General features: G+C 62.1%; 11 protein-coding genes. All 11 read left to right on the plus strand.

The window, feature by feature from the left end; genetic code table 11:
• Positions 1-35: 35 nt before the first annotated feature.
• The 11 genes from murE (at position 36) to lpxC (ending at position 13,255) form a co-directional block, all read left to right on the plus strand.
• Positions 36-1,520 (plus strand): UDP-N-acetylmuramoyl-L-alanyl-D-glutamate--2,6-diaminopimelate ligase, encoded by a 1,485-nt coding sequence (murE, locus tag ACM3N8_RS13715; RefSeq protein ID WP_416016230.1) that lies wholly within the window; start codon positions 36-38, stop codon positions 1,518-1,520.
• Positions 1,517-2,872 carry a UDP-N-acetylmuramoyl-tripeptide--D-alanyl-D-alanine ligase gene (locus ACM3N8_RS13720; protein WP_416016231.1) on the plus strand — a complete coding sequence of 452 codons (1,356 nt, stop codon included), beginning with the start codon at positions 1,517-1,519 and terminating at the stop codon, positions 2,870-2,872. The genes murE and ACM3N8_RS13720 overlap by 4 nt, the downstream gene beginning before the upstream one ends.
• Positions 2,866-3,948, plus strand: a complete 1,083-nt coding sequence (gene mraY / locus ACM3N8_RS13725) for a phospho-N-acetylmuramoyl-pentapeptide-transferase (RefSeq protein WP_042867986.1) — start codon at positions 2,866-2,868, stop codon at positions 3,946-3,948. The genes ACM3N8_RS13720 and mraY overlap by 7 nt, the downstream gene beginning before the upstream one ends.
• Positions 3,949-3,951: 3 nt before the next feature.
• Positions 3,952-5,235, plus strand: coding sequence for a UDP-N-acetylmuramoyl-L-alanine--D-glutamate ligase (gene murD, locus ACM3N8_RS13730; protein ID WP_290018438.1), 1,284 nt, complete (start codon positions 3,952-3,954; stop codon positions 5,233-5,235).
• Positions 5,232-6,416 carry a cell division protein FtsW gene (gene ftsW / locus ACM3N8_RS13735; RefSeq protein ID WP_098981864.1) on the plus strand — a complete coding sequence of 395 codons (1,185 nt, stop codon included), beginning with the start codon at positions 5,232-5,234 and terminating at the stop codon, positions 6,414-6,416. Before murD ends, ftsW begins: the two co-directional genes overlap by 4 nt.
• The gene (gene murG, locus ACM3N8_RS13740; protein WP_043554335.1) at positions 6,413-7,498 is read left to right on the plus strand and encodes an undecaprenyldiphospho-muramoylpentapeptide beta-N-acetylglucosaminyltransferase; all 1,086 of its coding nucleotides are present in this window, start codon (positions 6,413-6,415) and stop codon (positions 7,496-7,498) included. Before ftsW ends, murG begins: the two co-directional genes overlap by 4 nt.
• Positions 7,495-8,949 carry a UDP-N-acetylmuramate--L-alanine ligase gene (murC, locus tag ACM3N8_RS13745; RefSeq protein ID WP_042867995.1) on the plus strand — a complete coding sequence of 485 codons (1,455 nt, stop codon included), beginning with the start codon at positions 7,495-7,497 and terminating at the stop codon, positions 8,947-8,949. The genes murG and murC overlap by 4 nt, the downstream gene beginning before the upstream one ends.
• A gap of 97 nt (positions 8,950-9,046) precedes the next feature.
• Positions 9,047-9,799 carry a cell division protein FtsQ/DivIB gene (locus ACM3N8_RS13750; protein WP_043139940.1) on the plus strand — a complete coding sequence of 251 codons (753 nt, stop codon included), beginning with the start codon at positions 9,047-9,049 and terminating at the stop codon, positions 9,797-9,799.
• Complete coding sequence (gene ftsA, locus ACM3N8_RS13755; RefSeq protein WP_042867998.1) at positions 9,780-11,039, plus strand: cell division protein FtsA; 1,260 nt, start codon at positions 9,780-9,782, stop codon at positions 11,037-11,039. Before ACM3N8_RS13750 ends, ftsA begins: the two co-directional genes overlap by 20 nt.
• A 39-nt stretch (positions 11,040-11,078) precedes the next feature.
• Complete coding sequence (gene ftsZ, locus ACM3N8_RS13760) at positions 11,079-12,230, plus strand: cell division protein FtsZ (protein ID WP_005305686.1); 1,152 nt, start codon at positions 11,079-11,081, stop codon at positions 12,228-12,230.
• Positions 12,231-12,331: 101 nt separating this feature from the next.
• Positions 12,332-13,255: a UDP-3-O-acyl-N-acetylglucosamine deacetylase gene (gene lpxC / locus ACM3N8_RS13765; RefSeq protein WP_043139938.1), complete on the plus strand. Its 924-nt coding sequence runs from the start codon at positions 12,332-12,334 to the stop codon at positions 13,253-13,255.
• Positions 13,256-13,277: the final 22 nt, after the last annotated feature.

Raw genomic sequence — 13,277 nt, forward strand, 5'->3', positions numbered from 1 at the left:
GAGCGTCTGCATTCCTGCCCATACGGAGGCTTCCCATGTTGCACCGCGCACTTGATTCATTACTGCGCCCCTTCGGCATCCGTGCCCCGGCGCTCGCCCTCACCGATATCCAGCTGGACAGCCGGCGGGTCGGGCCCGGTTGTCTCTTCGTGGCCATTCGGGGTCACCAGGTGGATGGCAGACGTTTCATGGAACAGGCGGTGGCTCAGGGAGCGACCGCCATCGTGTTTGAGGAGGACGGGGAATTCGTCGCGCCTCAGCTGGCCGTGCCCTGCATAGGTATCCCTAATCTGCCCGCCAGACTATCCGAGCTGGCCGGTTACTTCTACCAGCAGCCTGCCAACAGGCTGGAACTGGTCGGCATCACGGGTACCAATGGCAAGAGCACCACTGCGCTGCTGGTTGCCAACTGGCGTACCCTGCTGGGTGGCAGGGCCGGGGTGATGGGCACCATAGGCAATGGCTTGTTCGGTGAGCTGGTGGAAGCCGAAAACACCACCGGCAGCGCGGTGCAGGTGCAGGCCAATCTGGCGGCTCTGCAACAGCAGGGGGCAGATCTGGTGGCGATGGAGGTTTCCAGCCACGGTCTGGTACAGCATCGTGTGGCGGCCCTGCCTTTCGCGGCGGCCGTGTTCACCAACCTGAGCCGGGATCATCTGGACTACCACGGCACCATGGAAGCCTATGGCGCCGCCAAGGAAGAGCTGCTGAAACTGGTCGACGAGCCCTGCGCCGTCATCAATGCCGACGACCGGCTGGGGCGCCAGTGGCTTGCCGCCTATCCTGCCGCTGTGGCCTTCAGCGTGCACGGCCCGATTGAAAACCACCCGGGGCGACAGTTAACGGCGCAGGATCCCCACTTCCACCAACAAGGTTTTCACACACACATTAACTCCAGCTGGGGGAATGGTGTATTATCCGCCCCCTTGCTCGGCCGCTTCAACGTCAGCAATGTGCTGGCGGCCATGGGCGCCATGCTGGTGCTCGGTTATGACTTCAACGAGCTGCTGGCAACGGCACCTCGATTGCAGCCGGTGACCGGTCGCATGGAATGCTTCGGTGGCGGCAATGCGCCGCTCGCCGTGGTCGATTATGCCCATACCCCGGATGCGCTGGAGAAGGCATTGCAGGCCCTGCGGGTGCACTGCGAGGGCCAGCTCTGGTGTCTGGTTGGCTGTGGTGGCGACCGGGATCGTGGCAAGCGTCCCATGATGGCCGCCATGGCAGAGCAACATGCGGATCGCGTGATCCTGACCGACGACAACCCCCGTACCGAGGAGCCGGCCCAGATCATGGCCGACATGGTGGCGGGCCTTCGCGATCCTGCTGCCGTGCAGATCGAGCACGACAGGGTCAAGGCGATCACCCTGGCTCTCGGCCAGGCGAGCAAACAGGACATCATCCTGGTGGCCGGTAAGGGTCACGAGGATTATCAGATCATTGGAACCGACAAGCGGCACTACAGCGACCGGGAAACCGTCGCGGCCGCCTTGCACACATTATTGGAGTCATTCAGATGATGACCCTCAGGCTTGCCGAGCTGGCGCAGGTACTCGATGCCCGTCTGATCGGTGACGACGGCGAGATCACGGCTGTCAGTACCGACACCCGCACCCTGGGCGCGGGCGCCCTGTTTGTTGCGCTGCGCGGCGAGCGTTTCGACGCCCACGATTTCTGCGATCAGGCGGTTGCCGCCGGGGCCTCTGCCCTGCTGGTCGAACGGGAATTGCCACTGGCCATTCCCCAGCTGGTTGTCACCGACAGTCTCAAGGGGCTGGGTCGCCTCGGCAAGCTGGTGCGCGAGCGCATCAACCCCAAGGTGCTGGCCATCACCGGCAGCTGTGGCAAGACCACGGTGAAAGAGATGGCCACTGCCATCCTGCGTCATGAAGGCGAGGTGCTGGCTACCGCCGGCAACTTCAACAACGAAGTGGGCGTGCCGCTGACCCTGCTGCGGCTCGAGCCGCAACACAAGTTTGCGGTGATGGAGCTGGGTGCCAACCATCCGGGCGAGATCGCCTGGACCACCTCACTGGCCCAGCCCGATGCCGCCCTCATCAACAACGTGGCGGCGGCTCATCTGGAGGGCTTCGGTTCTCTGGAAGGGGTCTTCCACGCCAAGAGCGAGATTTTTGAGGGGTTGGGCGAGGGCGGCACCGCCATCGTCAATGCCGACAATGAATTTTGGCCGAAGTGGCGTGAACTGGACATCCAGTGTGCCTTCTCCCTCGCAGATCAGAGCCAACCCTTCCATGCCCGCAACATAGTGCTCAACGGGCAGGGCTGCGCCGAATTCGTGATGGTGACGCCGCAGGGTGAAATAAGCCTGACCCTGGCCATTCCAGGTCGCCACAACGTGGCCAATGCCCTGGCGGCCGCCGCCGGTTGTCTGGCGCTCGGTGCCTCGCTCGCCTCCGTCAAGGCGGGGCTGGAGCAGATGGCGCCGGTCAAGGGCCGCTTCTGCGTCCAGCGCTGGGGTGGTCTCACCCTGGTGGATGACACCTACAACGCCAGCGTGGAATCCGTGCTGGCGGGCATCGATGCCCTGACCGCCATGGGCGGCTACAAGGTGCTGGTATTCGGTGACATGAAGGAGTTGGGTGAGGAGTCTGCCGAGCAACACGCCCGGGTTGGACGCCACGCCCGTGAGCGCGGTCTGGATGCCGTGCTGACAGTAGGGGAACAGAGTCGCCATACCGCAGATGCCGCGGCTGGTCGACATTTCGATAACAAGGCGTCGTTGTTTGAAGTGCTTGCGCAAATGATAAATACACATCAAGAAATTTCGATTCTGGTCAAGGGTGCCCGTGGCTCCCGCATGGAAGATATCGTCAAGATGGTCGTTGACCGTCAGGAGTCGGCCACATGCTAGTCTGGCTGGCGGAACTGCTCACCCCGCACTTCACCTTCTTCAACGTCTTCTCCTACCTGACGTTTCGCGCCATCCTGTCGATCATCACCGGCCTGGTGGTGGCGCTCTGGATGGGGCCGCGCCTCATCCGCCGTCTGCAGATCATGAAGTTCGGTCAGGTGATCCGCAACGATGGTCCCGAGTCCCACCTCAGCAAGAAAGGCACCCCGACCATGGGCGGCCTGATGATCATCGCCGCCATCTTCACCTCTGTGCTGCTCTGGTGCCGCCTCGACAACCCCTATGTGTGGCTGGTGCTGTTCGTGCTCGGTGCCTACGGCGCCATCGGCTTCGCCGACGACTACCTCAAGGTGGTGCGCAAGAATACCGACGGTCTGATCGCCCGCTGGAAGTACTTCTGGCAGTCGGCGGTTGCGCTGGGCGTGGCCGTGTTCCTCTATACCACGGCCACCCACGATGGTCAGACCCAGCTGGTGGTGCCCTTCCTCAAGGATGTGATGCCGCAGCTCGGCCTGATGTTCATCGTGCTGACCTACTTCGTGATCGTCGGCACCTCCAACGCGGTCAACCTGACCGACGGTCTGGATGGGCTGGCCATCATGCCGACCGTGATGGTGGCGGGGGGCTTCGCCCTGATCGCCTGGGCGACCGGCAACGTCAACTTCGCCAACTACCTGCACATTCCCTATGTGCCTTATACCTCGGAGCTGGTGATCGTCTGTACCGCCATCGTCGGGGCGGGTCTGGGCTTCCTCTGGTTCAACACCTATCCGGCCCAGGTCTTCATGGGGGACGTAGGTTCCCTGGCCCTCGGCGGTGCGCTTGGCACCATAGCCGTGCTGGTGCGTCAGGAGTTCCTGCTGGTGATCATGGGGGGCGTCTTCGTGATGGAGACCGTCTCGGTGATCCTGCAGGTGGGCTCCTATAAGCTGCGCGGCGTGCGGATCTTCCGCATGGCCCCGATCCATCACCATTATGAGAAGAAGGGTTGGCCGGAGCCGCGCGTCATAGTGCGCTTCTGGATCATCACTCTGATGCTGGTGCTGCTCGGCCTCGCCACCCTGAAGGTGAGGTAAGCCATGGTCATCATCATAGGACTCGGCAAAACCGGACTCTCCTGCGTCGATTACTTCCTCGGCCGTGGCGTCACGCCTCTGGTGATGGATACCCGCGCCAACCCGCCGGGCAAGGATCAACTGCCCGCCGAGGTCGAACTGATCCAGGGGCTGGACGGCGATCTGCTCAAGCAGGCCCACATGATAGTGGCGAGCCCGGGCATTGCCCTGGCGACCCCCGAGCTGAAAGCCGCGGCCGAGTTCGGGGTGAGCATAGTCGGCGATATCGAGCTGTTCGTGCGCGAGACCCAGGTGCCTGTCATCGCCATCACCGGCTCCAACGGCAAGAGCACTGTCACCACCCTGGTTGGCGAGATGATTGCCGAGGCGGGCCTCAAGGTCGGGGTCGGTGGCAACATAGGTACCCCGGCGCTGGAGCTGCTCAAGCAGCCGATGGATCTCTGCGTGCTGGAGCTCTCCAGCTTCCAGCTGGAGACCACCCACAGCCTGCGTGCCGCCGCCTCCGTGGTGTTAAACCTCAGTGAAGATCATATGGATCGCTATCAGGGCATGGCCGACTACCGCGCTGCCAAGATGGAGATCCATCAGCATTCCCAGCACATCCTGATCAACCGCGACGATGCCCAGACCCTGCCCGATGTGGGTCAGGTGTGGCAGAGCTTCGGCCTCGACTGCAACGGCTATGGCCGCTGCCTGCTGGAGGGCCGCCACTGGCTGACCCTGCATGGGGAGCCACTGCTCGCCGTGGACGAAATGAAGATTGTCGGTGCCCACAATCAGGCCAACGCGCTGGCGGCCATGGCCCTGTGCGATGCGGTGGGCATTCCCCGCGAGCCGCAACTCGCCGTGCTGCGCCGCTTCGAAGGCCTGCCCCACCGCGCCCGCTTCGTGCGGGAGGTAAACGGGGTGCGCTGGATCAACGACTCTAAGGCCACCAACGTGGGGGCCACCCTGGCCGCCGTGGCCGGTGTGCGTGAATCTGTGAAGGGCCGTCTGCTGTTGCTGGCCGGTGGCCAGGGCAAGGGCCAGGACTTTGGCCCTGTGCAGGCGCTGCTCGGCAGCCAGATCGATCACATGTACTGCTTCGGTCAGGATGCCGAGGTGCTGCTGGCGCTGGGCGAGCAGACCGAGCGGGTCGACTCCCTCGAGGCTGCGGTTGCCAAGGCGGCGGCCGATGCCCGTCCTGGTGACTGGGTGCTGCTGGCGCCGGCCTGCGCCAGCCTGGATCAGTTCAAATCTTTCGAAGCGCGCGGTGATCGTTTCACCGAGCTGGTGCAGACCTTATGAACGCCCTTGGCGCCGTCGCAGGTGTGCTGCAACGCTGGTTGTTACCGGCGCGTCCGGCTGGCCTCTACGATCGGCAACTGGTGGTGCTGGCACTGGCCTTGATGGCTGTGGGTCTGGTGATCGTGGCCTCGGCCTCGATCCCGGAGGGGATCGCCATCAACAACGATCCCTTCATGTTCGTGAAGCGCCACGGCCTCTTCCTGGTGATGGCGCTCGGCATCTCCTGGTTCGTGCTGCAGGTGCCCATGGCCCGCTGGCAGCACTACAACGGCCCCATGCTGGTGCTCGCCATCATAATGCTGGTGCTGGTGCTGCTGGTGGGCCGCAGCGTCAACGGTTCCATCCGCTGGCTGCCGCTCGGCCCCTTCAACCTGCAGCCGGCCGAGTTCGGCAAGCTGGCGCTGTTCGTCTATCTGGCGGGTTACCTGGTGCGCCGTCAGAGCGAGGTACGCGAGCGCTTCATCGGCTTCATGAAGCCGATGGCCGTGCTGTTCGTGGTGGCCATACTGCTGCTGGCCCAGCCCGACCTGGGATCCGTGGTGGTGATGTTTGTGACCTCCCTGGGCATGCTGTTCCTGGCGGGGGCGCGGCTGGTGCAGTTCATCGGCCTCATCCTGGTGGGGGTGAGCGCGGTAGTGACCCTGATCATCGCCGAGCCTTACCGGATGCGGCGGGTGACCTCCTTCCTCGACCCCTGGGCCGATCCGTTCGGCAGCGGCTATCAGCTGACCCAGTCACTGATGGCGTTTGGTCGTGGCAGCTGGTTTGGCGAGGGGCTTGGCAACTCGATCCAGAAGATGGAGTACCTGCCGGAGGCGCACACCGACTTCGTGTTTGCGATCCTGGGCGAAGAGCTGGGCTACGTGGGCGTGCTGGGCGCGCTCTTCCTCATCTTCGCGCTGGCATTCAAGGCACTCAAGCTGGGGCACCAGGCGCTGGTGGCCGAGCGCTTGTATGAAGGCTATCTGGCCATCGGCATCGGCATCTGGTTCAGCTTCCAGACCTTCGTCAACGTCGGTGCCGCCAGCGGCATGATGCCGACCAAGGGTCTGACCCTGCCGCTGGTCAGCTACGGTGGTTCCAGTCTCATCATCATGATGGTGGCGGTGAGCATGTTGATTCGTATCGATTTCGAGTTGCGCCAGGCCAGTGCCCAGGCGCGCGTGCGGGAGGTTTCGTGAGCAAGACTCTGTTGGTGATGGCGGGCGGTACCGGGGGCCATGTGTTCCCCGGCCTGGCCGTGGCCGATCGCCTCAAGGCCCAGGGCTGGACCATTCACTGGCTCGGCACCGCTGACCGGATGGAGGCCGAGCTGGTGCCTGCCCACGGTTATCCCATCTCCTTCATCGACATACAGGGGGTGCGCGGCAATGGCATCAAGCGTCTGCTGGCTGCCCCCTATCGCATCGTCAAATCCGTGCTGCAGGCGCGCCGTGTGCTCAAGACCATACGGCCCGACGTGGTGCTCGGCATGGGGGGTTTTGCCTCCGGCCCGGGCGGCGTGGCGGCCTGGCTGTCCGGCATTCCCTTGCTGTTGCACGAGCAGAATGCGGCGGCCGGCCTGACCAACAAGCTGCTGGCGCGCCTCGCCAAGCGGGTGCTGATGGCGTTCCCGGGGGCGTTTGCACCGAGTCGTCGCACCGCCGTGGTGGGCAATCCGGTACGTCCCGAAGTGGTTGCCCTGCCGGATCCGCAACTGCGCAGCAGCGCAGAGCCGCTGCACCTGCTGATCGTCGGTGGCAGCCTGGGGGCCCGGGTGCTCAACGAACAGGTTCCGCCAGCCGTTGCCGCTGCCGGTGTCCCCATTGCGGTGCGTCATCAGTGCGGCAAGGGTAACCGTGAGGCCGTCGCGCAGGCGTATGCCGGGCAGGGCGTCGAGGCCGAGGTGAGCGAATTTATCAAGGACATGGCCGATGCCTACGCCTGGGCCGATCTGGTGGTGTGCCGCGCGGGGGCCCTGACGGTCTCCGAAGTGGCTGCCGCCGGGGTCGCCGCCATTTTTGTGCCACTGCCCCATGCGGTGGATGATCACCAGACCCGCAATGCCCTGACCCTGGTTGACGGCGGCGGTGCTGAATTCCTGCCCCAATCCGAGCTGACCACGGCCTCGCTGGCCGCACGCCTCAGCTGGCTTGCCGGCCGCAGGGAAACCCTATTGAACATGGCCCAAGCTGCCCGTCGCGTCGCTATTACCGATGCCGCCGAGCGGGTTGCCGATGAGTGTAAACGACTCGCCGCTGGGCAGACTGAGAGAGAACTATGACCAAGGTTGAACTGGCAAAACTGCGTACCGTGATCCCCGAAATGCGTCGCGTGCGTCGCATCCACTTTATCGGCATAGGTGGCGCCGGTATGGGCGGGATCGCCGAGGTGCTTGCCAACGAAGGGTATCAGGTAACCGGCTCGGATCTGGCCCGCAATGCGGTGACCGAGCGGCTGGCGTCGCTGGGGGCTCATATCTTCGTGGGCCACAGCGCCGAGCATGTGAGCGAGGCGAGCGTGGTGGTGGTCTCTACCGCCATCAAGCAGGACAACCCCGAGCTGCTGGCCGCCCGCGAGCTGCGTATCCCAGTGGTGCGCCGCGCCGAGATGCTGGCCGAGCTGATGCGTTTCCGTCACGGCATCGCCATCGCCGGCACCCACGGCAAGACCACCACCACCAGCCTGGTGGCGAGCATCTATGCCGAAGCCGATCGTGATCCGACCTTCGTCATCGGCGGCCTGCTCAACAGCGCCGGCACCAATGCCCGTCTGGGCAGCAGCCGCTATCTGATCGCCGAAGCGGACGAGAGCGACGCCTCCTTCCTGCATCTGCAGCCCATGGTTTCCATCGTGACCAACATCGAAGCGGATCACATGGACACCTACGGCGGTGACTTCTCCCGCCTGAAGGCCACCTTCATCGACTTTTTGCACAACCTGCCCTTCTACGGTCTGGCCGTGGTGTGTGTGGATGATCCCGTGATCCGTGGCATGCTGCCCGAGATCGCCCGTCCGACCATCACCTATGGTCTCTGCGATGATGCCGACGTACAGGTGCTGGACTTCGTGCAGACCAGCAACCGCAGCCGTTTCCGGGTCCGTCGCGCGGGCGCCGGTGAGCTGGAAGTGACCCTGAACCTGCCGGGTATCCACAATGCGCTCAATGCCGCCGCAGCGATTGCGGTCGCTACCGAAGACGGGATCGGCGATGATGCCATCATCCGTGCGCTGGCCAAGTTTGAAGGCGTGGGTCGCCGCTTCCAGCAATATGGCGAATTCGAGACCGGCCGTGGCAAGGCCATGCTGGTGGACGACTACGGTCACCACCCGAGCGAAGTCAAGGTGACCATCAACGCCGCTCGTGCCGGCTGGCCCGAGAAGCGCCTGGTCATGGTATTCCAGCCGCACCGCTACACCCGTACCCGCGATCTCTATGAAGATTTTGCGGACGTGCTCTCCAAGGTGGATGTGCTGGTGATGCTGGAGGTCTATGCCGCCGGTGAAGAGCCCATTCCGGGGGCCGATGGCCGCGCCCTGTGCCGCTCCATCCGCTCCCGTGGCAACCTGGAACCCATCTTTGTCGCTACCCCGGACGACGTACCCGCCGTGCTGGCAGGACTGGTCGGCGAGGGGGATCTGGTGCTGACCCAGGGCGCGGGCAACGTAGGCGCACTGGCACGCCGTCTCGGCGAGATGAAATTGAGCATAGAGAGCATGAAATCCGGCGCCTGAGGGCCCAATGAGTATTTTGACCGCCAAGCCGGGGCCTATATAATGGCGGACCGGTCTGCAAAGGGCCGGCATGGCGCGTTAAACGGGGAAAGATCGGGTGGAGGCAAGGGCACAAGGGCGCACCAAGGGTGGCTTCATTGCAGGGGTGGGATTTTTCATCCTGGTCATGTGGGGCTTCTACCAGACAGCGCTGGATGTTAAAGGTTGGCTGACGGATGCCAATCGGTTGCCCATGAGCGAGCTGTTGCTGCAGGGGCAACACCAGTATTTGCAGACCGACGAGTTGCGTAACGCCGTGCTGGATGGTGCCGAGCTGCGTAACTTCTTCGAGCTGGATGTAAACGAATTGCAGGCGCGATTGAACGCCTTGCCTTGGGTGGCCCAGGTCTCTGTACGCAAGAAGTGGCCCAACAAGATCAAGGTCTATCTCACCGAGCAGGCGGTAGCGGCACGCTGGAATGGCAACCGCTTCGTCAACACCAAGGGTGAGGTGTTCAGTGCGCCGGACAGGGTGAAGACCCCCCTGATGCAGCTATCCGGGCCTGAAGATCAGGCCGTCAAGGTACTGGAAGCCAGCCGTCAGTACGAGGCGCAGCTGGCGGCCAAGGGATACAAGCTGCTGGGAGTGAATCTGACTCCCCGCCATGCCTGGGAACTGACCCTGGATGGCAACATTCAGCTGTTTTTGGGGCGCTCGGATATAGCGCTTCGACTGCAGCGGTTTATCGATGCTTTTCCGATCATCGAACCCCGTGAGCAGGTTGCTTATGTGGATCTTCGATACGACACCGGAATGGCAGTTGGCTGGAAGAAGAACGAAGAGAAAGTGAATGACCAAAACCGCAGATAGAAATCTGATTGTCGGACTGGATATCGGCACAACCAAGGTGGCGGTTCTGGTTGGCGAAGTGCTGCCAGACGGTGAGCTCAATGTCATCGGCATGGGCAGTCACGCCTCTCGTGGCATGGATAAGGGCGGGGTCAACGATCTCGATTCCGTGGTCAAGTCCCTGCGTCGTGCGGTGGAAGAGGCCGAGATGATGGCCGACTGCCAGATCAGTTCCGTGTATCTGGGGCTGTCCGGCAAGCACATCGATTGCCGCAACGAAACCGGCATGGTGCCCATCTCCGATGAGGAGGTGACCCAGGAGGACGTGGACAACGTCATCCACACCGCCAAATCGGTGCGCTTGTCCGATGAGCTGCGGGTGCTGCATGTGCTGCCCCAGGAGTTCGCCATCGACTATCAGGAAGGGATCAAGAACCCGGTCGGTCTGTCCGGGGTCCGGATGGCCGCCAAGGTGCACCTGATCACCTGCCACAACGACATGGCCCGCAACATTGAGAAATGTGTGGAGAAAGTCGGTCTGCGGGTGGATCAGCTGATCTTCTCCGCGCTGGCTTCCAGCTATGCCGTGCTGACCGAAGACGAGAAAGAGCTGGGTGTCTGCGTGGTGGACATAGGTGGCGGTACCATGGACATGTCGCTGTTTACCGGCGGTGCCCTGCGCCACACCAAGGTGATCCCGTACGCCGGCAGCACTGTGACCAGCGACATCGCCTACGCCTTCGGCACACCGCCGCTGGACGCAGAAGCGATCAAGGTGCGCTACGGCTGCGCCCTCGGCCGTCTGGTCAGCAAGGAAGACAATATTGAAGTACCCAGTGTCGGCGGTCGTCCGGCGCGTAGCCTGCAACGGCAGACACTGGCCGAAGTGATTGAGCCCCGTTACACCGAGTTGCTCTCCATGGTGAATGATGAGCTGGTGCGGGTACAAAGCGAATTGAAAGCGCAGGGGGTCAAGCATCAGCTGGCTGCCGGTGTGGTCTTGACCGGCGGCGCTGCCCAGATCGAAGGCATTGTGGAGTGCGCAGAGCAGATATTCCAGAGCCAGGTCCGGGTAGGAGAGCCCATGAACATACGTGGTTTGAGTGATTACGTGCAGGCGCCTGTGTACTCGACTGCGGTCGGGTTGCTGCAGTATGGCCGCACCCATCAAGCCACTGGTAGCAACAAAGAATATGCCGCCAAGGCAAGCGTCGGTGGCCTGGTCAAACGGGTTAGCAACTGGCTGCGTGGCGAGTTCTAAGAATTTTGCTGAGTCAGGCAAATAAAGCGGAGAGACAACATGTTTGAATTTATGGATAGCCACACTGACGAAGCCGTCATTAAAGTGATTGGTGTGGGTGGCGGCGGCGGTAACGCGGTCGAGCACATGGTTCGTCAAAACATCGAAGGTGTCGAGTTCATTACCGTCAACACCGACGCCCAGGCTCTGCGTAACTCCAGCGCCAACACAACCCTGCAGATCGGCGGTGGCATCACCAAGGGTCTGGGTGCCGGAGCCAATCCGGAAGTGGGTCGTGATGCGGCCATGGAAGACAGGGAAGCGCTGCGTGAGCTGCTGACCGGTTCCGACATGGTGTTCATCGCCGCCGGCATGGGTGGTGGTACGGGTACAGGTGCTGCGCCTATCGTGGCCGAAGTGGCCCGCGAGATGGGCATACTGACAGTTGCTGTCGTAACCAAGCCGTTCTCCTTCGAAGGGAAGAAGCGGATGGGCTTCGCCGCCCACGGCATCGAAGAGCTGTCCAAGAACGTCGACTCCCTGATCACCATCCCCAACGACAAGTTGCTGAAGGTGCTGGGTCGTGGCATCTCTCTGCTGGACGCCTTCAAGGCGGCCAACGATGTGCTGCTGGGTGCGGTACAGGGCATTGCCGAGCTGATCACCCGTCCGGGCTTGATCAACGTCGACTTCGCGGACGTGCGTACCGTGATGCGTGAAATGGGTACCGCCATGATGGGTACAGGTTCCGCCTCCGGTGATGATCGTGCCGAAGAAGCGGCCGAGAAGGCCATCTCCAGCCCGCTGCTGGAAGACGTGGATCTGGCCGGTGCCCGTGGCATCCTGGTCAACATCACCGCCGGCATGGACATGACCATCGAAGAGTTCGAAACCGTGGGTAACGCGGTCAAGGCCTTCGCCTCCGAGAACGCCACCGTGGTGGTGGGTACCGTAATCGACCCGGAAATGCATGACGAACTGCGTGTGACCGTGGTTGCCACCGGTATCGGTGCCGAGCGCAAGCCCGACATCACGCTGGTGAAGAACAACATGGTACAAGAGCGTCCGGCCCGTCAGCCCCTGATCAGCGAAGCCCTGCAGTCTCGCGTGATGGAAGAGGCCCCGGCCAAGGTGGTCAACGCCGAGCCGCAAGCTCGTCGCGAACCGGATTATCTCGATATTCCTGCGTTCCTGCGCAAGCAAGCTGACTAAGCCTCTAATGGCACTAGTTTGTTTGTTGCTTAAGGAATGTGCTAAGATGGCCTGCCAACGACCATCTGGTCCGGAATATGAGCTGTTAAGCGGATACGCCCATGATTAGACAAAGAACCTTGAAAACGAGTGTCCAGGCCACCGGTGTGGGCCTGCATTCGGGCCGGAAAGTCACAATGACGTTCCGTCCGGCGCCTGTTAACACAGGGATCGTTTACTTGCGTACCGATCTTGATCCTGTGGTAGCGCTGCCAGCCAATGCCGATCAGGTGCGTGATACCGTGCTTTGTACCGCTCTGGTCAACGAAGCCGGTGTCCGTGTCTCTACAATTGAGCACCTCTCTGCCGCGCTGGCCGGGATGGGGATCGACAACCTCTATGTCGAGGTTGACGCGCCCGAGATCCCGGTGATGGACGGCAGTGCGCACCCCTTTATCTACCTGCTGCAAGAAGTCGGTATCCGTGAGCAAAATGCGGCCAAGCAGTTTGTGCGGATCAAGCAGAGCATCCGGGTTGAAGACGGCGACAAGTGGGCGGAATTCCACCCCTATCGCAATGGCTTCAAAATGGATCTCGAGATCGACTTTCAGCATCCGGTATTTGAAGGACGCAATCAGCGTTGCGTGCTGGATTTCTCCGGTGCCTCTTTCGTGAAAGAGATCAGTCGTGCCCGTACTTTCGGTTTCATGCGTGACATCGAGTACCTGCGTTCCCAGAATCTGGCGCTGGGCGGAAGCCTGGAAAACGCCGTGGTGCTGGATGACTATCGGGTACTGAACGAAGATGGTCTGCGTTATGAAGACGAATTCGTCAAACACAAGATGTTGGATGCGATTGGTGACCTGTACATGTGTAACCGCAGCATCATTGGCGAATTCCGTGCCTACAAGACGGGTCATGCCCTGAACAACAAGCTGCTGCGTGCCTTGCTGGCCAAGCAGGAGGCCTGGGAACTGGTGACCTTCGAGGGTGAGGGCGACAAAGCGCCCATCGCTTACTACGATAACGGTCTGGTTCTGGCCTGATAGCTGTGCAACGGAACGTCGG

Source organism: Aeromonas sp. A04, from assembly GCF_047780465.1.
GTDB lineage: Bacteria > Pseudomonadota > Gammaproteobacteria > Enterobacterales > Aeromonadaceae > Aeromonas > Aeromonas bestiarum.